This is a genomic window from Virgisporangium ochraceum, assembly GCF_016863655.1.
Taxonomy (GTDB): domain Bacteria; phylum Actinomycetota; class Actinomycetes; order Mycobacteriales; family Micromonosporaceae; genus Virgisporangium; species Virgisporangium ochraceum.
Map to the genome: position 1 here is coordinate 1 of NZ_BOPH01000062.1, position 21,723 is coordinate 21,723.

General features: G+C 71.7%; 17 protein-coding genes and 1 other RNA gene. 13 read left to right on the forward strand and 5 right to left on the reverse strand.

What is annotated here, in order from left to right; genetic code table 11:
* The first annotated feature begins 80 nt into the window (after positions 1–80).
* Entirely contained in the window at positions 81–1,145 is a 1,065-nt protein-coding gene (locus tag Voc01_RS21685) for an IS630 family transposase (protein WP_203929327.1), read from the forward strand.
* Positions 1,146–1,168: 23 nt separating this feature from the next.
* Here the strand turns inward: Voc01_RS21685 and Voc01_RS21690 are convergent, their stop codons facing one another.
* The gene (locus Voc01_RS21690) at positions 1,169–1,888 is read right to left on the reverse strand and encodes an Rv3235 family protein (protein ID WP_203929328.1); all 720 of its coding nucleotides are present in this window, start codon (positions 1,886–1,888) and stop codon (positions 1,169–1,171) included.
* A 225-nt stretch (positions 1,889–2,113) separates the two neighbouring features.
* Complete coding sequence (locus Voc01_RS21695) at positions 2,114–2,356, reverse strand: helix-turn-helix domain-containing protein (protein WP_203929329.1); 243 nt, start codon at positions 2,354–2,356, stop codon at positions 2,114–2,116.
* 50 nt (positions 2,357–2,406) lie between these two features.
* Between Voc01_RS21695 and Voc01_RS21700 the strand changes: the two genes are divergently transcribed.
* Complete coding sequence (locus Voc01_RS21700; protein ID WP_203929330.1) at positions 2,407–2,913, forward strand: DUF6912 family protein; 507 nt, start codon at positions 2,407–2,409, stop codon at positions 2,911–2,913.
* Here the strand turns inward: Voc01_RS21700 and Voc01_RS21705 are convergent.
* On the reverse strand, positions 2,840–4,060 hold the full coding sequence (locus tag Voc01_RS21705; protein WP_203929331.1) for a hypothetical protein: 1,221 nt from the start codon (positions 4,058–4,060) through the stop codon (positions 2,840–2,842). The genes Voc01_RS21700 and Voc01_RS21705 overlap by 74 nt on opposite strands.
* Before the next feature lie 75 nt (positions 4,061–4,135).
* Between Voc01_RS21705 and pruA the strand changes: the two genes are divergently transcribed.
* Positions 4,136–5,764 carry an L-glutamate gamma-semialdehyde dehydrogenase gene (pruA, locus tag Voc01_RS21710; RefSeq protein ID WP_203929332.1) on the forward strand — a complete coding sequence of 543 codons (1,629 nt, stop codon included), beginning with the start codon at positions 4,136–4,138 and terminating at the stop codon, positions 5,762–5,764.
* Between the two features lie 51 nt (positions 5,765–5,815).
* Here the strand turns inward: pruA and Voc01_RS54140 are convergent, their stop codons facing one another.
* On the reverse strand, positions 5,816–8,113 hold the full coding sequence (locus tag Voc01_RS54140; protein ID WP_203929333.1) for a helicase C-terminal domain-containing protein: 2,298 nt from the start codon (positions 8,111–8,113) through the stop codon (positions 5,816–5,818).
* Positions 8,114–8,296: 183 nt separating this feature from the next.
* Between Voc01_RS54140 and Voc01_RS21720 the strand changes: the two genes are divergently transcribed.
* The 10 genes from Voc01_RS21720 (at position 8,297) to Voc01_RS21765 (ending at position 19,355) form a co-directional block, all read left to right on the forward strand.
* Positions 8,297–10,288, forward strand: coding sequence for a serine/threonine-protein kinase (locus Voc01_RS21720; protein WP_203929334.1), 1,992 nt, complete (start codon positions 8,297–8,299; stop codon positions 10,286–10,288).
* 145 nt (positions 10,289–10,433) lie between these two features.
* A complete protein-coding gene (locus Voc01_RS21725; RefSeq protein ID WP_203929335.1) occupies positions 10,434–10,949 on the forward strand; it encodes a PadR family transcriptional regulator in 516 nt (171 codons plus the stop codon).
* A 17-nt stretch (positions 10,950–10,966) separates the two neighbouring features.
* Complete coding sequence (gene prfB / locus Voc01_RS21730; RefSeq protein ID WP_203929336.1) at positions 10,967–12,076, forward strand: peptide chain release factor 2; 1,110 nt, start codon at positions 10,967–10,969, stop codon at positions 12,074–12,076.
* A 170-nt stretch (positions 12,077–12,246) separates the two neighbouring features.
* A complete protein-coding gene (gene ftsE, locus Voc01_RS21735; RefSeq protein WP_203929337.1) occupies positions 12,247–12,927 on the forward strand; it encodes a cell division ATP-binding protein FtsE in 681 nt (226 codons plus the stop codon).
* Between the two features lie 24 nt (positions 12,928–12,951).
* The gene (ftsX, locus tag Voc01_RS21740) at positions 12,952–13,833 is read left to right on the forward strand and encodes a permease-like cell division protein FtsX (RefSeq protein WP_203929338.1); all 882 of its coding nucleotides are present in this window, start codon (positions 12,952–12,954) and stop codon (positions 13,831–13,833) included.
* A gap of 55 nt (positions 13,834–13,888) precedes the next feature.
* Positions 13,889–15,142, forward strand: coding sequence for a M23 family metallopeptidase (locus tag Voc01_RS21745; protein ID WP_203929339.1), 1,254 nt, complete (start codon positions 13,889–13,891; stop codon positions 15,140–15,142).
* 43 nt (positions 15,143–15,185) lie between these two features.
* Positions 15,186–15,665 (forward strand): SsrA-binding protein SmpB, encoded by a 480-nt coding sequence (smpB, locus tag Voc01_RS21750; protein WP_203929340.1) that lies wholly within the window; start codon positions 15,186–15,188, stop codon positions 15,663–15,665.
* Between the two features lie 85 nt (positions 15,666–15,750).
* On the forward strand, positions 15,751–17,130 hold the full coding sequence (locus tag Voc01_RS21755; RefSeq protein ID WP_203929341.1) for an SRPBCC domain-containing protein: 1,380 nt from the start codon (positions 15,751–15,753) through the stop codon (positions 17,128–17,130).
* A 44-nt stretch (positions 17,131–17,174) separates the two neighbouring features.
* Positions 17,175–17,548: a transfer-messenger RNA gene (gene ssrA, locus Voc01_RS21760) on the forward strand.
* Positions 17,549–17,690: 142 nt separating this feature from the next.
* Complete coding sequence (locus Voc01_RS21765) at positions 17,691–19,355, forward strand: GGDEF domain-containing protein (RefSeq protein ID WP_203929342.1); 1,665 nt, start codon at positions 17,691–17,693, stop codon at positions 19,353–19,355.
* Here Voc01_RS21765 and Voc01_RS21770 read toward each other — a convergent pair.
* Positions 19,280–21,709 carry a GcvT family protein gene (locus tag Voc01_RS21770; RefSeq protein WP_203929343.1) on the reverse strand — a complete coding sequence of 810 codons (2,430 nt, stop codon included), beginning with the start codon at positions 21,707–21,709 and terminating at the stop codon, positions 19,280–19,282. The genes Voc01_RS21765 and Voc01_RS21770 overlap by 76 nt on opposite strands.
* Between the last annotated feature and the right edge of the window lie 14 nt (positions 21,710–21,723).

Below are 21,723 nucleotides of genomic sequence, written 5' to 3' on the forward strand. Positions count from 1 at the left end.
AACGATCAACAGACCCCCGAACGACTCGGGTTCCTAGTGTCCTGAGTCGTTAAATCGTTGTCAGTGGGTAGGGTGGGGTTATGCCTTCCCCGGTGGCGGTTCCGATCGTGCTCACTGACGACGAGCGTGAGCAGTTGCAGGCGTGGTCGCGGCGGCCGTCGTCGGCGCAGGCGTTGGCGCTGCGGGCACGGATCGTGCTGGCGTGCGCCGACGCCGCCGGTGAGTCCAACGGCGTGATCGCGGCATCGTTGGGCGTGTCACGCAACTCGGTGACCAAGTGGCGCAACCGGTTCGCCACGGACCGGCTCGACGGGCTGCTCGACGAGCCACGGCCAGGCCGGCCTCGCACGATCGCCGACGCCGACGTCGAGCGGGTCATCACCACGACGTTGGAGACCACGCCGCGTAACGCCACGCACTGGTCGACCCGTTCCCTGGCCGGCGAGGTCGGCCTGTCACAGACGGCGGTGTCGCGGATCTGGCGCGCGTTCGGCCTTCAACCGCACCGCCAGGACACGTGGAAGCTGTCGAAGGATCCGCAGTTCATCGACAAGGTCCGCGACGTCGTCGGCCTCTACCTCGATCCGCCCGAACGGGCGGTGGTGCTGTGCGTGGACGAGAAGTCCCAGATCCAGGCCCTCGACCGCACCGCGCCGGTCCTGCCGATGATGCCCGGCACCCCGGCCCGGGCCAGCCACGACTACCTCCGGGCCGGCACCTCCAGCCTCTACGCCGCCCTGGACATGGCCACCGGCAAGGTCGTCGGCAGCCTCCACACCCGGCACCGGGCCATCGAGTTCAAGAAGTTCCTGACCAAACTCGATCAAGAGGTCCCCGCCGATCTGGACGTGCATGTCGTGCTGGACAACGCCTCCACGCACAAGACCCCGGCGATCAAACGTTGGCTGCTGGCACACCCCCGTTTCGTCCTGCACTTCACCCCGACCAGCAGCTCGTGGCTCAACCTCGTCGAACGCTGGTTCGGCGAACTCACCACCAAGAAACTCCAACGCGGCACTCACCGCAGCGTCCGCGCGCTCAACGCCGACATCCGAGCCTGGATCGAGGATTGGAACGACAATCCACGACCCTACGTGTGGACCAAGACCGCCGACCAGATCCTCGAATCCATCGCCCGCTACTGAACCCGAATTAACGACTCACGACACTAGACCACCTGGATCAGCTTGCACAGCCAGGTGTCGGCGGGCCGCTCCATCCGGACGGCCATCGCCCAGGTCCGCGTTCCGTATCCGAGCACGGCGGCGACCTCCACCACGCCGTCGCGCGGTTGGCACATGCGCATTCCCAGCAGCCGCACCCGCGGTGGCCTCGTGGCCGTGGCCCCGGGGCGACCCAGGTAGGTGCGGTTGGTGCGGCCGATGAGCTGGTCGGTGACGGGCTTGAAGTCGGCCGGTGCGGTCACCGCCCGGAGGTGGCTGGCCGCCCGGTGCCCGTTCAGCACCTCGACGCACACGTGGACGAACCGCTGCGCCGCGAGCATCCCGGGCGACGGCCGGGGCCGGGGGTGCGGTGCCGCCCGGTCGCCGTGGGCGGTCGCAGCGGCGGGGCCGCCCGGGCCGGCGTGGCCGGCGGGGCCGCCTTGGCCGGCATGTCCGGCTTGGCTGGCGTCGAGCGGCCTGTGCGGTGGACGCGGGGTCACCGGTCGCTGGGTGCGCGGTCCGCGCCCGGGCTGGGCGAGCGGCGTGGGCGGGGGCCAGTACGGATCGACCTCGTCCTCGAACGGTGGCTCGAGCGGCGGTGCCCGGAGGACCCGCACGGGAGGGGGCTTCGCGAGGCAGGTGGCACCGGGATCGGCGCTCACGGTGGGACCCGCCCGGGTACCGACCTCGACCGACGGGACCGGCCCGGCGTCGGCGTTGGACACCGGCGTCGGTTCAGCAGCGGGTCTTGCAGCGGGCCCCGCCCCGGGGGCGACGGTGGGCGCAGACATCCCGAACGCTCCGATCTTGCGTTTGCTTTCGATTGCCTTGAGTGGCCTCCCGAAAGTTGTACCGGCGCAAGCGAGATCGCCTCAAGACCCTTGTGTTTGCTTTCGTTTGCCTCCGACGGGCATTACGACAATGGCGACGATTCGCCCGTGCCGCAGCGGCTACGGGCCCTCGTCGTCGGGTTCGTCGCGGAGGATGAGGGGGTTCGCCTGCACCCAGGCGGCGGTTTCCGCATACTTGCGCTCGATGTACTCCTCGAGCTTGCTGACCTCGATGCGCCACTGGCCCCGCCCACCGACCTTGATGGCGGGCAGTTCACCACTGCGCACCATGTGGTAGACCTGCGACGGCGAGACGTTGAGAAGTTCGGCAACGTCCGACATCTGCAGGAACCGGGGCTCCATGGCCTCAGTTTGCCATCGTTAGCCTTCGACAACGATCCCGGAGGACATTCGTGACCACAGGCCTGGTGCGGGTCTACCTTCCCGCGACGATCGCCCAGCTGGGCCCGTTGCGTGACAGGGGACCGCTGAGTCCCCCGCCGATGGCCCATGCCGTCACCCCCGATCTGCGCGAGTGGTACGCCGAGGGGGACGAGGAGGAGCTCGAGTACGTGGCGTTCACCCGGGCGGCTCAGGAGGCGCTACGGCTGCTCCGGCACAGTCCCGAGGCGAAGCGGCGGCGCGTGGTCATCTCCGCCGACGTGCCGCCGCAGACGGTGAAGCGGCTCGACCGTGACCTCGGGTCGAGCCTCGTCGAGGTCGCCGGTCCGGTGCCGTTCGAGGCGATCGCGGCGATCCACGTCGACAGCGCCGACGCCGAGGAGGCGGTCGCGGCGGCCGCCGCCGTGGTCGAGGAAGCGGTGGCGGGGGACCCCGACGCGCAGTTCACCGTCGACGGCGCTGAGGACCACGAGCTGGAGTGGTACGACCCTTCCGAGCTCGACCAGGTGTCGCCCTAACCTCGCCCCTAGCCTCGGCCCCAGCCTCGCCCGCGGGCACGTCACCGGCGGTGTTGTCGGCCGCTGCCGCCTTCCCGGTCGCCTTGGCCGCCGCAGCCCTGCTGGCGGTCTCGGCGGCCGCGGTCTCGGCGGTGGCGGTCTTGGTGGCCGCGGCCTTCCCGGTCGCCTTGGCGGCCGCCACCTTGCTGGCCGTCTTGCTGGCCGTCTTGCTGGCCGCCGTCTTGCCCGCTGCGGTCCTGGCCGTGGTCCTGGCCGGTGGCGGCGGAGCCGACGACAGCGTCCGCCCGTGCACGATGATCGCCACCACGGCGCCGGTGAACAGCACCACCAGGGCCGTGCTCAGGCGGGTGTCGGCGACCAGCTGCGTGGCGCGCTCGTCGAACGTGTCGTTGCCGCTCATCGCGCTCAGCAGCGGGGTCCCCCCGAGCCGCGTCGCGACCTCGGCGATCAGCAGGAGCAGGCCCGGCGCCGCGCCGGCGGCCAGGTGCGCGGGCCACTTCAGGCCGCTCCTCCGCAGATAGAGGGACGCGGTGAGCCCGGCGACCGCACCACCCAGCAGCGCCATGGCGAACCCGATCTGACCCACCGCGGCCAGCTGCGCGGCGACGGAGTCGTCACGCACGATCGCCTCGCGTAGGCGTCCACCGAAAAGCCCTTCGAGGAACCCGAGGGCGAACCGCACCAGGCTGCCGATCACCCCGGCCACGACGACGGCCGGCCACGGAACCCCGCCGATCGCGCCACCGACCGCCGCGGCCAGGGCCATCGCGATCGACAACGAGACGAGCGCCGCGACCGTGCCGTACCCCAACAGCACCAGCGCACCGGCGACGGCGCCGAGCGCGAGCCCGGCCCCCGCGCCGGCGAGCACCTGCCAGCGGGGCCGCACGAGCGTGCCCCGGAGGGTCAGCCACCCGACGACGACCACGGCGAGCGCCGCGCCGGCGACGATGCCCGACGCGATCAGCAGCGGCATCGCGAGGGACGCGTTGACGAGTCCGAGCTGCGGTTCGCGCTCGCCGACCACCGAGGCGTGCGTCAGCCAGAGGGCGGCGACGAACCACGCCACGCTGACGGCCGCCACCACCAGCGGACCTTTACCGATCTTCGCGGTTGTGCCGACCCGGCTGGCTGGCTCGTCCGTCATGCGGGCCAGCCTAACCGTGGGACGATGAAGGCCTCCCGTCACCCTGTAGAGCCACCCATACCTACGGAGTCGTCAATGGATGCCGTCTTCTCGGTCCCGGAACCCCGGAACGAGCCGGTTCTCACGTACGCGCCCGGAACCCCCGAGCGCAGCCGGTTGCAGTCGCGCCTGGCCGACCTGGCCGCCGAGCGCCTCGACCTCACGATGACGATCGGCGGCCGGGAGCACGCCGGCACCGGTGACCCGATCGACGTGGTGCAGCCGCACCGGCACGCGCACGTGCTCGGGGTCACGCGCAACGCGTCCACAAAGGACGCTGAGGCGGCCGTGACCGCCGCGATGACGGCGGCACCGATGTGGCGCGACCTTCCCTACAGCGAGCGGGCCGCGGTGTTCCTGCGGGCGGCCGACCTCCTCGCCGGCCCGTGGCGCGACACGCTCAACGCCGCCACCATGCTCGGCCAGTCGAAGACCGTGCAGCAGGCCGAGATCGACGCGGCGTGCGAGCTGATCGACTTCCTGCGCTTCAACGTCCACTTCGGACAGTGGTTGCTCACCGACCAGCCGCGCTCCTCGGCGGGCGTGTGGAACCGGTTCGACCACCGTCCGCTGGAAGGGTTCGTCTACGCGATCACGCCGTTCAACTTCACCGCGATCGCGGGGAACCTGCCGTCGGCGCCGGCCCTGATGGGCAACACGGTGGTGTGGAAGCCGTCGCCCACCCAGCAGTTCGCCGCGCACTTCACGATGCGGCTGTTCGAGGCCGCCGGTCTTCCTCCGGGCGTCATCAACATGGTGACCGGCGACGGGCTGGCCGTGTCGGAGGTGGCGCTCACGCACCCCGACCTCGCGGGCATCCACTTCACCGGGTCGACCGGCACGTTCCAGCACCTGGTGAAGACCGTCGGCGCGAACATCGCCGACTACCGCACCTACCCGCGGCTGGTCGGCGAGACCGGCGGCAAGGACTTCGTGATCGCCCACCCCTCCGCCGACGCCGACGCGCTGGTGACCGCGCTGGTGCGTGGAGCGTTCGAGTACCAGGGCCAGAAGTGCTCCGCCGCGTCGCGGGCGTACGTGCCGGCGTCGCTGTGGAACGCGGGGGTGCGCGACCGGCTGGCGTCGGTCACCGAGTCCCTGACCTACGGCGACGTCACCGACTTCGGCAACTTCGGCGGCGCGGTGATCGACCGCCGCGCGTTCGACAAGCACAGCGCCGCGCTCGACCGCGTGAAGAACTCAGCGGCCTGCACGGTGCTGGCCGGCGGCACCACCGACGCGTCCGAGGGCTTCTTCGTACGGCCCACGGTGATCGAGTGCACCGACCCCGGTCACGAGGTGTTCACCACCGAGTACTTCGGCCCGATCCTCGGCGTGTACGTCTACCCCGACGACAGGTACGACGAGGTGGTCGCCCAGGCCGAGAGCATCGCCCGCTACGCACTGACCGGCGCCGTCTTCGCCACCGACCGCGCCGCCATCGACCGGGCCCTGCACACGCTGCGCTTCGCCGCGGGGAACATCTACGTCAACGACAAGCCGACCGGTGCGGTGGTGGGCCAGCAACCGTTCGGCGGCGCCCGCGCCAGCGGAACGAACGACAAGGCCGGATCGTGGCAGAACCTGGTGCGGTGGGTGAGCCCGCGGACGGTCAAGGAGACGTTCGTGCCCCCGACCGACCACACCTACCCGCACATGGGGTGAGCGGGTAGGCAACCAGCGTCAACGGTCGAACGTGCGGCCCGGCCGTCGGCGTCAGGGGCGGGACACGCTCAGGATGCGGCTCAGCGCGAACGCCCGTTCCTCGTTGCGCAGGTGGCACCAGGCCAGCAGGATCTTTCCGCCGGTGATCTCGACGGGGTTGATCATGCGGCTGGAACGGCGGCCGTCTTTGCTCACGTAGTCGATGTGGACGGGTAGTTCCTTGGCGATGGCGTCGTCGAGGAGGTCGAGGTCGGTCGTGACGGGCGAGCCGGCCAGCCAGGTGCGGTCGGCCTCGTCGGTGCGATCAGGGGTGGAGTCCGCGGTGGACTCGCTGGCCGCGATCAGCTTCTTGGCCAGGGCGGCCGCGTCGGCCGGGCGGACCGACGGGGTGCGGCGGCGGACGCGGCGTACCGTCACCGGGCGTTCGGCCCGGCGCTGGGCCGGCACGTCGACGAGGACCTCGCCGGTGGCGTCTTCGGCGACCGGGGCGTAGCCCGCGCCGCGCAGCGCCGCCAGGGTCTCGGCGGGCGGGCGGGTGCTCGCCAGGACGGTCGGGGTGAGCGCGGCCAGGCCGAGGGGAGCCAGCCGGCGGTCGGCGGTGACCTCGGCCAGCAAAGCCGGGTCGAGCCCGTGCAGGACGCAGCCGACCGCGCGGACGCGCAGCGAGCCGTGGCGCCGGGCGACGTCGTTGACCAGGTACTCCACGGCCTGCGGCAGGGTGCCGGCGGCACGCAGCGACTCGACGAGCCCCTCCGGCGTGGCTCCGCCGTCGAGCGCCCGCCGCACCGAGGCCGGCGTGAAGCGCCACATCGACGCGGCGCCCCGCACCTCGCGTTCGGCGCACGAGTCGAGCAGCCGGCCCAGGGAGACCGACGGCGTACCCGACACCATCGCGGTGAGGTCGGCCTGGAAGGTCGCCCGCTCGGCGGGCTCGATGACCAGGGACTGTGCCGCCGCCACGAGGTCGGTGCCGTCGACCACGGCACGTCCCAGCGGGCTGAGCACGCCGCGGGCGACCAGGCCGAGCGCGACGGCCTCGCGCCACAGCCGCAGGACGACCGTTGCGGGCTCCTCGCCGGGCAGGTCGAGCGCCAGCGGGGCGTGCCACGACAGCAACGGGATCAACAGTGACCCGTTGGCCGGCAGGGCGCCGCCGACCTCGGCCAGCACGGCGAGCATCGTGTGCCGCAGGCCCTCGGTGCCGGCCAGGCCGTACTCGGGCTTGAGCGGGACGCTGGACGACCGCTCGCGGTGCTGCTCGTACCAGGCGTCGACGAGCGCGGCCAGCCGGACGGCCGGCGGCTCGGCGGCCCAGCCGTCGTACTCGGTGCTCGGCAGCACCTCGTCGGGCGTACCGGCCAGCAGACCCGCGGCCGACGCGAGATCGACGACGAAGCCCACCTCGAAGTCGGACGCGCCGGTGGCCCGGCTGACCCGCTTGATCTCGCGGGCGCCCAGGCCGCCGGCCCTGAGGAGGACGAACGGAGCCTCGTCGAGCACCGCGCCCACGGCGCTGAGCAGGGCCGCTGTCGCGGCGGCGGCCTCGCGCTCGACGGCGGCCGCGTCGGCGACGGCGAGCGGGGGCAGCGGCGGACGCGGCGTGAACGGCGCATGCCAGCCCGGCCCGCGCAGGGCGATGGACACCTCGCGCGGCATCTCGGCGCGCTCCCAGCCGTCGCTGACCAGGAGACCGCGCTCAACCGCCCATCGAAGATCGTCGGGCAGGTAGCCGAACTCGCCCTCGACCTGCGGACCGGTGGCGGCCACCTCGCCGAGGAACGTCGCCAGCCCCTCGGGCGCCCCGTCGACCAGTGCCCGCACCCTTTCGGGGTCGCCCAACCGGGTGGCGACCGCCTCGATCGCGGACTGCTTGTTGCGACCGGCGAGCCGCAGGCCGAGCCGCTCGCCGATCCGACGCACCTCGTCGGCCGGACGGGCCTCGAACAGCTTCGCGGCCGGACGCCCGAGCCCGAGCGGGAACGTGAACCCGCTTCGCAGCGGACCGACGAGCACCACCCGCTCGTCGGCCGGCCAGGCCAGCGCCCGCTGGTACAGCACCTCCAGTGCGGCGGTGAGCTCCGGGTCGTCGGCGGACCGGCCGAGCAGCTCGGCGAGCCCGGCCCGCGAGACGGCCTCGTCACCCGGCGCGACCAGCGCCTGCGCGGCCTCGGCGACCTGCACCGCCGGCGCGCACAGCCCCCGGAGCGTGGCGTGCACGTGGTGGTGCTGACTCAGCCGCGCGGCAAGGTCGCCCAGGTCGCGCAGGGTCGGCACGGCCGCCGACTCGGGACGCCGCACCAGGATGCCGGCCAGCTCCGCCGGCGCGAGGCCGCGGAGCCAACGAGACATCGAATGGGGTCGCACGAACCAGAGGTTACGCCCCGCATACGACAATTCGCGGATCGAGAAGCGGACCGGGAAGGGGTGTCCCCGATTCGTGCCACCGTTCGGCCGCCCTCGATTCCCCGGGGGCTTGCGCACGTAGCGTCTCCTTTCGATAGGTGTGAACGCAGCCCGGGGGAGGGCAAGGTCATGGATGGTCAGGTGCTCGACGGTCGTTACCGTCTCGACGCCGAGATCGCCCGCGGAGCCATCGGCGTGGTGTGGCGGGCGGTGGACCTCACGAACGGTGAACCCGTGGCGGTGAAGCTGCTCCGCCCCGAGGCCGCCGCCGCGCCCGACCTGGTGAGCGGCTTTCTCGCCGAGGCGGAGATCCTCGCCGAGCTCGACCACCCGAGCATTGTCCGGGTCCGCAACCTGATCACGGGTGACGGCGTGACGGCGCTCGTCATGGACCTGGTGGTCGGTTCCGACCTGCGTCGCCGGCTGCGCACGGGTGGGCCGCTGCCCGCCCAGCGGGCGGCCGAGGTGGTGGCACAGGTCGCCGACGCGCTGGGCCACATCCACGCCCTCGGCATCACCCACGGCGACGTCAAGCCCGGCAACATCCTGCTTCCCGACGACGGCGGACCCGTGCGGCTCGCCGACTTCGGGGTCGCCCGCCGGGCCGGCCAGCCGGCCGGGCCGACGCTCGCCACCCCCGAGTACGTGTCTCCGGAGGTCGTCGCCGGTGACCCGCCGTCGCCGGCCGCCGACGTCTACGCGCTCGGCATCGTGGTCTACGAACTGCTCTGCGGTCGCAGCCCGTACCGGGGCGGCCCGCCCAGCGACGTGCTGCGCCGCCACGCCGCGTGCGTGCCGGTGCCGCCCGCCGGCATGCCGACCCCGCTGTGGGACCTCGCCGACGCCTGCATCCAGCTCGACCCACGGCTGCGGCCGAGCCCCGACTCGCTCGCGTCGCGCCTGCGGGCCGCGCAGGCCGGGCTGGCCGACCACCCCGCGCTCGCGCCGCTGCCCGCCGGTGCCGTGACGTACTGGCCCCGCTCGGCCGAGGTGACCGCGCCGATGACGTCCGCCCTGCCGAAGGTCGCCTGGGTGCCGCTGGCCGCCGCGCCGGTGTCGCCGGCGGGTACCGACGCCGCCCGCTTCGTGGCGGTGCCGGTCGGTTCACCGGAGGCCGCCGCGGCCGCGACCGGACCCGTTCCGGAGGCCGCGACCGAGGCGGTGCCGGCTTCGGCCGCGGGGCTCGTCCCGCCGGTCGGCGCGCGGTCGAGCGTGCCGGTGCCGCCGTCGTCGGTCGCTCCGGTTCCGGTCCCGGTCCCGCCGGTGGCCGCAGAGCCGGGGACCGCGGAGGCGGCAGCCGTGGAGCCGGTGGCCGTGGAGTCGGTTGCCGCGTCGGTGCCCGCGGAGGAGCGGACCGTCGATACCCGCAAGCCGGAACCGCCCACCCTGGAGCAGCCGGTCTCCGGCGCTCCCATGCCGGGTGGACCGGTCTCCGGCGGCCCGATCTCGGGTGGCCCCGTCTCCGGTGGCCCCGTCTCCGGTGGCCCCGTCTCCAGTAACCCGGTGTCCAGCAACCCGGTCTCGCCCGGCCCGGGCGTCGCCGCGCCGTTCCCGCCGTTCCCCATGCCGGTGGGCGCGCCGGACATCCCGCCGGCGGGTGCGCCGGACATCCTGCCGCCGGTCAGCCCGGCGCCGTTCCCGCCGGCGGATCCGGTGGACCCGGCGCGGCCCGACGACCGGTCGCGGCGCCGCACGCCGGTGCTCGCCGGCCTCGCGGCGGCGGTGCTGATCCTGCTGATGGTCGGCGCGGGCGTGTTCCTCGCCACCAATGTCTTCGACGCGGAGAAGCGGCCGACCGGGTCGGTAGGTGAGGCGCCCGGACAGAACGGTCAGAACGGATCGCCGTCCACGGCGCCGTCGCCGAGCGGTGAGCCGTCGCAGCCGACGCCGTCGGCCTCCACGCCGAGCGCCGGACCCGGAACCGGAAACGACGGTTCCGGCAACGGTAACGGTGACGGCGGCAACGGAAACGGCAACGGAAACGGCAATGGTGGCAACGGAAACGGCGGAAGCAACGGCGGGAACGACGGCGGTGGCGGTAACGGCAACGACGGCGACCCCGAATTCCCCGGCGGTATCGGCGATCCGTTCCCTCCGATGCCCACTCCGCCGCGCCGCTGAACGCATGTAGACCGTCCACGATCGACTGTCCCGACCGGCCGTCCACACTCGACTGTCCGGTCGGGACAGTGCACAGTGGAGTCTGGTGGCGGTGAAATCCAGGAAAATCCTGGACTGTCGGCCGTCGAAGTGGCAACTTGGTGGCATGGCCGATTCCGGACTCAACCCCACCGCGGCTGCGCTGCTCGGTCTTCTGCACGACGGACCGATGACCGGTGGGCAACTGATGGGCGCCGCGCAGAAGCGTCTCGGTCCTTACTGGTCGATGACGCGCAGCCAGGTCTACCGCGAGCTTCCCGCGCTCGCCGAGGCCGGTTTCGTCAAGCTCGGCAAACCCGGTGCCCGGTCGAGCCAGCCGTACTCGATCACGCCGGCGGGCAAGCGGGCGTTCGTGCGCTGGCTCGGTGAGCCGGCGTCGCGCGAGGTGATGCGTAGCCCGCTCGCGTTGCGGGTGGCGTTCGGCGCGCACCAGTCCGCGGCCCAGTTGCAGCAGGCCTACGCGCAGGCGACCGAGTACCACACCGGTGCCCTGAACGAGGCGCGCGAGCAGGCCAAGGAGGCCAAGAAGGAAGGCGACGAGTTCGGCTCCGCCTCCCTCGAGCTCGCGGCCGCCTACCACCGCGCGGCGCTCGCCTGGCTGAAGAACGCTCCGGCCAAGTAAGCGCCTACAGTGAGAGTGTGACCGTCGCCGACCACTCCGAAGCTCTCGACTCCCTCGACTCGACCCTGCGCAACATCGAGGCGGTGCTCGACCTCGACCGGATGCGTAAGGAGAAGGGCGCCCTCGAGGAGCAGGCGTCGGCGCCCGACCTCTGGGACGACCCGGCCAAGGCCCAGCAGGTGACCTCCCGGCTGTCCTACGTCCAGGGTGAGATCAACCGCGTCGAGAAGCTGCGGTCGCGGCTCGACGACGCGCGCATCCTCCTCGAGCTGGCCGAGGCGGAGGGTGACGCCGCGTCGGTCGACGAGGTGGGCACCGAGATCGGTTCGCTGCGCAAGCAGATCGACGAGCTCGAGGTCCGCACCCTCCTCAGCGGTGAGTACGACTCACGTGAGGCCCTGGTGTCGGTCCGGTCCGGTGCGGGCGGCGTCGACGCCGCCGACTTCGCCGAGATGCTGCTGCGCATGTACCTGCGCTGGGCCGAGCGCCACGGCTACGCCACCGAGGTATACGACACGAGCTACGCCGAGGAGGCCGGCATCAAGTCGGCCACGTTCGCCGTCAAGGCGCCGTACGCGTTCGGCACGCTGTCGGTGGAGGCGGGCACCCATCGGCTGGTGCGGATCAGCCCGTTCGACAACCAGGGCCGCCGCCAGACGAGCTTCGCCGCGATCGAGGTCGTGCCGGTCGTCGAGCAGACCGACGACATCGAGATCAACGACGACGATCTCCGTGTCGACGTCTACCGCTCGTCGGGCCCGGGGGGTCAGGGCGTCAACACCACCGACTCGGCGGTGCGCCTCACCCACCTGCCCACCGGCATCGTGGTGTCCTGCCAGAACGAGCGCTCGCAGCTGCAGAACAAGGCGACCGCGATGGGCGTGCTCAAGGCGAAGCTGCTGGCGCTGAAGCAGGCCGAGGAGCAGGCGAAGATCGACCAGATCCGCGGCGACGTGGCGGGGTCGTGGGGCGACCAGATGCGCTCGTACGTGCTGCACCCGTACCAGATGGTCAAGGATCTGCGCACCGAGCACGAGACGGGCAACCCGTCGGGCGTCTTCGACGGCGATATCGACCCGTTCATCGAGGCGGGCATCCGGTGGCGCCGACAGCGGGCGGCGGAGTAACTTACACGCTCCGTAGTCGTCTGTGATGGGACGCACATCACAGTTGGGTGACTTGGCCTTGCGTGGCCTCGACGTTCGTGCTGCGTCTTTGCGGTGCATTAAGTATGAATCGGGCATCGTCGCACACGCCGGCCTTGGCGAATCCGTACCTACGCGTAGACTGACGCCCCGTGATTCAGCTCGAACGCGTGACGAAGACCTACCCCAAAGCGTCCAGGCCGTCGTTGGATGACGTCTCGGTCTCCATCGACAAGGGCGAGTTCGTCTTCTTCATCGGCCCGTCCGGGTCCGGGAAGTCCACCATCATCAAGCTGCTTCTGCATGAAGTCACCCCCACCAAGGGCAAGGTCATCGTCAACACCCGTGACGTGACCGCCATGAGGTCGTGGCGCATCCCGGCGTTCCGCCGGTCGATCGGCTGCGTCTTCCAGGACTTCCGGCTGCTGCCCAACCGCACCGCGTACGAGAACGTGGCGTTCGCGCTGGAGGTGATCGGCAAGTCGACGGCGGTCGCCCGACGGGTCGTGCCCGAGGTGCTGGAGCTGGTCGGCCTCGGCGGCAAGGAGCACCGCTACCCCCAGGAGCTGTCCGGTGGTGAGCAGCAGCGCGTGGCCGTCGCCCGCGCGTTCGTCAACCGGCCACTGATTCTGCTCGCCGACGAGCCCACCGGTAACCTCGACCCGGACACTTCGATCGAGATCATGCGCCTGCTCGACCGCATCAACCGCACGGGTACGACGGTCGTCATGGTCACCCACGACTCGAACATCGTGAACCAGATGCGGCGTCGGGTCATCGAGATCGAGAACGGTCGGATCGTGCGCGACCAGCCGCGCGGCGTGTACGGCTGAGCCCCGGAGAGGATTGTTCCTTCAATGCGCGTGAAATACGTCCTGTCCGAGGTTTTCACCGGCCTCTGGCGTAACGTCACGATGACCATCGCGATGATCATCACGATGGCGGTGTCGCTCACCATGCTCGGTGGCGGCCTGATGCTGTTCTGGCAGATCGACCGGATGGAGACCTTCTTCTTCGCCCGCGTCGAGGTCTCGATCTTCCTGAAGGCCGACATCACCGGCGAGCAACGCACGGCCCTCGATGAGGAGCTGCGGGCCGATCCGCTCGTCGACTCGGTCGAGTACGAGAGCAAGCAGCAGGCCTACGACAACTTCACCCAGTTGTACGAGGACTCGCCCGACCTGGTGGAGTCGGTCAAGCCCGACACCCTCCCCGAGTCGTTCCGGGTCAAGCTGAAGAACCCGGAGAAGTTCAAGGAGATCTCCGAGCGCTATCAGGACAAGGCCGGCGTCGACGACATCGTCGACCAGAAGGAGCTGCTCGGACGGGTGTTCAGCATCCTCGGGTCGATCCAGTCCGGAGCGCTGATCGTCTCGATCTTCCAGGGCGTGGCGGCCCTGCTCCTGGTGGCGAACACGATCCAGGTGGCGGCGTACTCCAAGCGGAGGGAGGTCGCCGTCATGAAACTCGTCGGCGCCTCCAACTGGTTCATCCAGGCGCCGTTCGTGCTGGAGGCCGTGTTCGCCGGTCTGATCGGCGCGATCCTCGCGTTCGCGTTCCTGTTCACGGGCTGGTGGGTGATGTTCTCCGAAGGCGGCAGACTCGAGTCGCTGGAGACCGTCCTGACCCCGGTCCGATGGCAGGACGTGCTGCTGATGCTGCCGATCCTCGCCGGGATCAGCGCGCTGGTCAGCGCGGTGACGGGGTGGATCACGCTGAGGTTCTACGTCCGCGTCTAGCCCGAATTGGTCGTAAATCGGCCAATATCCGCAAGACCGCCTATATTGTCGGAGTGTGCTACGCACTCTACTGATCGTCGTGGCCGGTGCCGTGCTCCTTGCGGCACCGGCCGTCGCGAGTCCAGAGGACGACAAGGCACGGGTCGACCGGGAACTGGCCGCCGCGTCGGAGGATCTGACGACGGCCACCGCGAAGGCCCAGAAGGCGGCGGCGGACTACGCCACCGCCGTGGAGGCGCTGCCGGCCGCCGAGACCGCCGCGGCGGAGGCCGCCGGACAGGTGGTCGCCGCCGAGGCCGCGGCGCGCCGGGCGCAGCGTGAGGTCGACGCCGCCCGGTCCGAACAGGCGAAGGCAGACGCGGTGCTGGCGTCGGCCTCCGTCGAGGTCGACCGGGCGCGCAACGGCGTGGCCCAGTTCGTCACCGCGACCTACAAGGGCGGCGGGGTGGCCCTGCTCGACTCCATCGTGACCGCCGGCTCGCCGAACGAGCTCGCGGTGCGCATGGGCTACCTCGACAAGGTCGCCGAGAGCCGCAACTCCGCGGTCGACGCGCTCGTCGACGCCCGCGGCGTCGCGCGGGAGCAGCGGGGGATCGCCGGGCTCGCGTCCCACAAGGCGCAGGAGGCGGCCGACGCCGCCGCGCGGGCGCTGGACCGCAGCCGGGCCGCCGCCGCTGCCGCGGCCGCCGCCACCGAGCGGGTCAAGACGCTGATCACCCAGCGGGAGGCGGCCGTGGCCGCCGCGACCGAGGAGCGCGGCGCGGTGCTGGCGAAGTACAACGAGCTGCAGGAGGAGAGTGCCCGCGTCGCGGCCGACCTGCGTGCGGCGGCGGCGCGCAAGCCGTCGCCCGGTGGTCCGACGGCCGGCGGCGGTGGCAACCTGCCGGCGGTCTCGAACGGGGCCTTCCTCACGATGCCCGTACGCGGACGCAAGACGAGCAACTTCGGCCGCCGCTTCCATCCGCTGTTCCACTACTGGCGGCTGCACAGCGGGATCGACGTCGGTGCCGGCATGGGCGCACCGATCGTGGCGTCTGCCGACGGCGAGGTCGTGCGGGCGGGGTACAGCGGCGGCTCCGGGAACTACACGTGCATCTACCACGGTCGACGGGGCGGCGACGCGGTGTCGACCTGCTACGCGCACCAGTCCCAGATTCTCGTGAGACCGGGACAGCAGGTGCGCCGCGGCCAGCTGATCGGTCGGGTGGGCAGCACGGGCACCTCCACCGGGCCGCACCTGCACTTCGAGGTCCGTCTCGACGGCAACCCGGTCGACCCCGTGAAATGGCTTCCGTCGTGCCTGTGTTGAACCGATAGCATTAGCCGCTCATCGGGACAGGGAGGCCAGAACCATGCCGCGCGAGAAGGGCCGCAAGGTCGTCGCCTCCAACCGCAAGGCGTACCACGACTACACGATCCTCGACACGTTCGAGGCCGGCATGCAGCTCACCGGTACCGAGGTCAAGTCGCTGCGGGCCGGCCGGGCCAACCTCGTCGACGCGTTCGCCGAGGTGCGGCAGGGCGAGGTCTTCCTGTTGAACATGCACATCCCCGAGTACGCCCAGGGCACGTGGACCAACCACGAGCCGCGGCGCACCCGCAAGCTGCTGCTCAAGCGGCCCGAGATCGACCGGCTGCAGGGCAAGGTCCGCGAGACCGGCAACACGCTGGTGCCGCTGGCCGTGTACTTCTCCGACGGCTGGGCCAAGGTCGAGATCGGGCTCGCCAAGGGCAAGCGCACCTACGACAAGCGGCAGGACCTCGCCAAGCGCGACGCCGACCGCGAGATCGCCCGCGCGGCAGGCCGGCGAGGCAAGGGCTACAGCGAGTGACGTTCACCTGAGGTGATCATGGGGTTGTTGTGGCGGGAGGGCCCCGGGTAAGTTGATCACAGTGTCACTTACCTATAGTCAATGAGTGACCGAAATTCGGCTCGACGTCGAGTTGGAGCACCCGCCGGAGCGGATCTGGCGGGCCATCGTCGAACCGGACAATCTGGCCGAGTGGTTCTTCCCGAACGGGTTACAGCCTGTCGTGGGTCACCGGTTCCGCATCGAGCCGGAGGGTGAGGCCGGGTTCGTCGACCCGATCGACGCCGAGATCCTCGAGGTCGACGCCCCGAAGCGGCTGGCGATGCGCTGGCTCGCCCCCGAACTCGACGCCCGGGTCACGTTCAGCCTCATGAAGGTGGCCGGTGGCAGCCGCCTCACCCTGCGGCAGAGCGGGTTCTTCGGCATGCAGGGCCTGCTGCGCCGCCGGGTGCTGCACCGGGTCTACACCGAGATGCTCGGCCGGCGGCTGCCGGAGGTGCTGGCGCGGCTCGCCGTCGACGACGGCCGGCGCGGTCCGAGCGGCGCGGTCGGCTCGGCCCTCGCCCGCCGACGCGCCCAGCGCGCCCGCTCCAACGACGCGGCCGGCCGGCGCAACGTCGCCCGCCCGTTCCGCCGGCGCAACTCGCTGGGCCGCCGGTTGCGCGCCGTCGGGCGCGTGCACGTCACCCGGCCGCTGAGCCTGGAGTCGACGCTGGCGATGGCCGCCGCGGCGCTGCCGGGCCGTCGTCGGGCGTCGCGGTCGGGTGGACGCCGGAAACCGCCGTCGGAGCGCCGGCGGGTCTACCGCGCGAAGCTCTACCGGACCCGGGAGCGCGTGGTCGACGTGCTCGCGTCCATCGGCACCGCGGTGGCGCGGCCGGCACCACAGACCGAGGACGCGCGGGCCCGCTCGGTGGCGATCGGGGCGGCCCTGATGCTCGTGCTCGTCGTGGTGCTGGCGATCGTGGCGGCTGCCACGATCATGATTCCGGCCAGCGATCCGCAGGTCGGGGAGGGCTTCGAGGGCAGGTCGGGCTACGCCGAGCTCCCCGGCCGTCCCGTCGCTTCGGTGTCCGCCGGCACCAGCCGCAACGCCTCGACGGCGCCCGCGCCCGGCGGGGGCCTCTCGGCCGCCGCCTCGGGCCGCGCCGCGCTTGCGGCGGCCTACGCCGAGGAAGGGCTGAGGATCGGCGGGTACCGCGGCAGGATCACGCTGACCAACCCCGGCCCGGCGCCGGTCTCCGGCTGGACGGTCGTGGTGACGCTGCGCGAGACCGTGACGCTTCCGCTGATCGGCACCGTGGTGCGCTCCCCGGTGGGTGCCGAGGCCCGGCAGGAGGGTGCCACGGTGACGTTCACCCCGGCCGCCGCCACCCGGGAGGTCACCCCGGGCACCCCGGTGACGTTCACCTTCGAGGTCGACGGCGTGGGCCGGCCCGCCACCTGCACCGTCGACGGCCAGCGCTGTAACGGGGTCGGGGAATAGGGCGGTGGGCTGGTAGTGTTGGTAGCTGTGGTAGATCCACTCCAGGGGGTGACTGGTTTCGACTTTGTGCGTTGCGGCAGGTGAAGCGAGCCGAGGAAGCCAACGTTGTCTCGCTAATCATTCGTTGGAAAGTAATAAGCGCCAAGATGAAGCGCTCCGAGCTCGCGCTCGCCGCCTGAGGCGGGTAGCGACTCTGTCGGCCTAGGAATGCCTTCGTCCTAGATCCCGGCATCAGCTAGAAGGCTGGCCAAGCGGACGCGGCTACGGCGTCCGGGCGGCGAGATCTAATGTGGCTGGGCCCGTCACTCCGACTCGCTCGTGTGATCGGAGGGGCCGAGTAGAGGCATAGCGAGCTGCGCTCGGAGAAGCCCTGTCAAGACGGCGAAGGACCCGGGTTCGATTCCCGGCACCTCCACAGGACGGAAGTGGCCTGTGTACGCGGACAACGCGGACACGGGCCATTTCGTTGTCCGGGCTGTCGGCCGTTCGGGTCGATGTCGCGGGTTTGGCTTCACCGCCGCCGGGGTCGAGCCGATCCCGGGCTCGTGACATGTGGCCATGTGGCGGAGCCGACGGCGCACCCCGACCCGCTCGAGTCGCTTCTCGAACGGGCCGAGGAGGCGCGCTCGAGCGGCGACTACCGCGCGGGAGCGGCCCTCGCCCGCCAGGGTGTCGCCGTCGCGGGCAGTCCGGCCGGCCGGGCACGGGCCCTGCGGTCGCTCGCCAACCAGCAGCTGCGGCTGGGTGAACTCGAGGACTGCGTGCGCGCCTGTCGCGACTCCATCGCCATCCTGGAGGAACTCGACGACGACGCCGGGATCTGCTGGGACCGAACGGCCCTGGCGTTCGCGTACTCGGAACTCGGACTCTTCGAAGAGGCCCTCGAGGAGCTGAACCTGGCCCGCGACCTGGCCCTCAAGTGCGGCGACCGGGGGCTGCTGTACTGGGTCCACAACCGCGCGGGCGTCGTCCACAGCACCATGGGCAACCACCAGCAGGGCAACGCCCTCCTGCTGCAGGCCCTGGAACTGTCGACCGACATGGACGCCGAGGCGCGCTTCTGCATCCTGAACAACCTGGCCGACAACGCCGTCGGGCTGCTGCGCGCGCAGGGCGGCACCGCACCGACCCACGCGATCCTGGTGGCCGCGCTCGACCACGCCGAACAGGCGCTGGAGCTGGCGCGAGCCGCGTCGCACCCGTTCCGCACCGCGATGAGCCTCGACAACCTCGCCATGCTGCTCGGCCTGGCCGGTCGAATTCCCGCGGCCTTCGCCGCCGTCGAGGAGTCGCGGCTGCTCGCGGCCGAGCGCGGGTACCGCTCGTTGGAGCTGTCGACCCTGTTGAGCGTCGCGCGGGTGCACCGGCTGGCCGGCGACACGGGCAGGGCTATCGACGGGCTCGTCGAGGCGCTCGGCCGGGCCGGCGGGGCCGGCGAGAAGCCGCTGATGATGACGGCGCACAAGGAGCTGTGCGACGCCTACGAGCAGAACGGCGACTTCCGCCGCGCCCTGGAGCACTACCGGAGCTACCACGAACTGGAGCGGGAGACGCGCAGCGATGTGGCGGCGGCCCGGGCGCGTCTGATGACACACCACTTCGAGCTGGACCACGCCCGCCTGGAAGCCGAGAACGCCCGGTTGGAGGCCGAGCTCCACCGGGTCCGCAGCCGCGAGCTCGAACTGCGCGCCGTGGAGCTCGACCGGTACGCGCACGAGGACTCCCTGACCGGCCTCGCCAACCGGCGCTGGGCCGATCTCACCGTGCCGCAGTTGCTGGACGCGGCCGAGCGGTCGGACGCGCCGTTCACCGTGGCGATCGCCGACATCGACCGGTTCAAGGGGGTCAACGACGACTTCGGGCACCTGGTCGGTGACGAGGTGCTGCGTCAGGCCGCCGCGGTGCTGCGCGCCGGCCTCGCGGAGCCCGCGTTCGTCGCCCGCCTCGGCGGTGAGGAGTTCGTCATCGTGCTGCCGGGCGCCGGACCGGACGCCGCGCTCGCCGTGTGCGACACCCTGCGGACCCTCGTGAGCGCGTACGACTGGGCCTCGGTGTGCGCGGGGCTGGCGGTCACGATCAGCATGGGCGTCGCCGACCGGCGGCCCGGCGACGACTACCGGAGCCTGCTCGACGCGGCCGATGCGGGCCTCTACGAGGCGAAGCGGACCGGACGCGACCGGGTCGTTCCCGCCCCGTCGCGGACGCGGGTGTTGTCCGGGTCGTAAAGGGGCTCCGCCGTGACCGTGGCCCGCTCCCACGCTCCGAAGACGCCGACCTCCACCTCCGCGCCGACCGTGACCTCCGCCGGCAGGTACGCGTACGCGATGGACGCCCCCACGCGGTAGCCGATGCCGCCCGAGGTGACCCGCCCGACCGGCACGCCGTCGACCCGGACGGGTTCGGTGCCCAGGCACGCGGTCGACGGGTCGGCGAGGACCAGGCAGCGCAGCCGCCGGCGCGGGGTCGCCGCCAGGAGGGCCTCGCGGCCGAGGAAGTCGCCGTCCGTGCGGACAGCGAACGTCAGGCCGGCCTCCGCGGGCGTGGTCTCGGGCGTGATGTCGGAGCCCCAGACCCGGTAGCCCTTCTCCAGGCGCATGGAGTCGATGGCACGGTAGCCGGCCGGCCTTGCCACGCCCGACCGCAGCAGCAGGTCCCACAGGGTCAGGGTGTACTCGGCACCGGCGTAGAGCTCCCACCCGAACTCGCCGACGAACGTCACCCGCTGGGCCAGCACCGGAACGGAGCCGACGAACAGGTCGCGGGCCTTCATGAAGCCGAAGTCCAACGGGTCGTCGGTCAGGGGTGCCAGGACGTCGCGGGCGTGCGGGCCCCACAGGCACAGGCAGCCGTAGGCGCCGGTCACGTCCACAATGGACACGTCGTGACCGGTGGCGTGCCGGCGCAGCCACTGGGCGTCGCGGGTGCCGCTGGCCGTGCTGGTCACCAGGCGGAAGTGGTCCGGGGCCAACCGGGTCACCGTCAGGTCGGCCTCGATCCCGGCGCGGGCGTTCAACAGCTGGGTGTACGTGACCGTTCCCGGCGCGCGGTCGACCCGGCCGGCGCACATCCAGGACAGGAACGTCGCGGCGTCGGGGCCGCGCACGTCGAGCTTGGCGAACGAGGACTGGTCGAACAGACCCGCGGCCGCCGTCGTGTGCGCGCATTCGGCGGCGATGGAAGGGGACCAGTTGCGGCCGGCCCAGCCGCGCGGGCGCGCCGCCGAAACGTCTGCGCCCCACCCGAACCAGTTGGCCCGCTCCCAGCCCGCCTTCTCGCCGAGCGCGGCACCGGCGTCGGACAGGCGCGGCCACACCGGCGAGCGGCGCAGCGGACGCGCGGCGGTCCACTCCTGGTGGGGGAGCACGATGTCGTAGTAGCGGGAGTAGGCGTCCAGCGCCTTGGCGGTGGCCCAGGAGCGGCTGCCGGAGAACGCGCCGAACCGGCGAATGTCCATCGTGGACATGTCCCACTCGGGCAGGCCGTCGACGATCCACTCGGCCATCACCTTGCCGACTCCGCCGGCGGCGGCGAGACCGTGCACGCAGAAGCCGGCGGCCACCCAGAACCCGCGCACCGCCGTCTCGCCGAGGAGGAACTCGCCGTCGGGCGTGAACGCCTCCGGCCCGTGCACCACCTTCGCGATCGACGCCGGCCGCAGTGACGGAACCCGCTTCCGGGCGTTGGACCACGACTCGTCGAACTTACCGAGGTCGGGCTCGAACAGCGTCCGCGGGGAGGCCAGGGTCGAGGACTCCCAACAGGTCTCGGTGTCGCGGATGTAGCCGCCGACGAGCAGCCCATCGCCCTCGGGCCGGAAGTACACGATGTGATCGGGGTCGCGCACCGTCGGCAGGTCCGCGAACGACGGCGACGGCGACGACACCACGTACTGGTGCCTGATCGGGACCACCGGAACCGCCGCACCGGCGAGCCGGCCGACGCTTCCGGCCGCCGCACCGGCGGCGTTCACGACGGTGGAGGTCTCGATGCGTCCGTGCGTGGTGACGACCGCCCGCACCTCACCGTCCGTGGTCTCGATCGCATCCACCCGGACGCCCGTGAGCAGCGTCGCCCCGAGCTGACGCGCACCGGCGGCCAGGGCCTCCGCGAGGCGGGCCGGTTCGAGGTAGCCGTCGCCGGCGAGCCACCCGGCCGCCAGGACGTCGGCGACGTCGAGGGCCGGTGCGAGGGCTGCGGTCTCGGCCCGGTCGAGCAGGTGCAGGTCGAGCCCGTACGTGGTGGCGGAGCTGACCTGCCGGCGCAGCTCGTCCACCCGGTCCGGGGTGGTGGCCAGCCGCAGCCCGCCGACGCCGCGCCACCCCGGGTCGAGGCCGGTGCGCTCCCGGAGTTCGGCGTAGAGCGACGACGAATACATGATCATCTTGGTCTGGGTGATGGTGGACCGGAGCTGGCCCACGAAGCCGGCCGAGTGCCAGGTGGTGCCCTCCGTCAGCTCGTGCTGCTCGACGAGCACGATGTCGGTCCAGCCGAGCCGGGCCAGGTGGTAGGCGATGCTGCAGCCGGCGACGCCACCGCCGATGACGACGGCGCGGGCCCGCTCGGGAACCGTGATCTCCACGGGGGCTTCATAGC

What these genes read in the sequence shown, in the direction of transcription:
- Voc01_RS21705 (WP_203929331.1), bottom strand. Translation starts at nt 4,060, where the DNA reads ATGACGGACGAGCCAGCCAGCCGGGTCGGCACAACCGCGAAGATCGGT.
- Voc01_RS21695 (WP_203929329.1), bottom strand. Translation starts at nt 2,356, where the DNA reads ATGGAGCCCCGGTTCCTGCAGATGTCGGACGTTGCCGAACTTCTCAAC.
- Voc01_RS21720 (WP_203929334.1), top strand. Translation starts at nt 8,297, where the DNA reads ATGGATGGTCAGGTGCTCGACGGTCGTTACCGTCTCGACGCCGAGATC.
- pruA (WP_203929332.1), top strand. Translation starts at nt 4,136, where the DNA reads ATGGATGCCGTCTTCTCGGTCCCGGAACCCCGGAACGAGCCGGTTCTC.
- Voc01_RS21685 (WP_203929327.1), top strand. Translation starts at nt 81, where the DNA reads ATGCCTTCCCCGGTGGCGGTTCCGATCGTGCTCACTGACGACGAGCGT.
- smpB (WP_203929340.1), top strand. Translation starts at nt 15,186, where the DNA reads ATGCCGCGCGAGAAGGGCCGCAAGGTCGTCGCCTCCAACCGCAAGGCG.
- Voc01_RS54140 (WP_203929333.1), bottom strand. Translation starts at nt 8,113, where the DNA reads ATGTCTCGTTGGCTCCGCGGCCTCGCGCCGGCGGAGCTGGCCGGCATC.
- ftsX (WP_203929338.1), top strand. Translation starts at nt 12,952, where the DNA reads ATGCGCGTGAAATACGTCCTGTCCGAGGTTTTCACCGGCCTCTGGCGT.
- Voc01_RS21725 (WP_203929335.1), top strand. Translation starts at nt 10,434, where the DNA reads ATGGCCGATTCCGGACTCAACCCCACCGCGGCTGCGCTGCTCGGTCTT.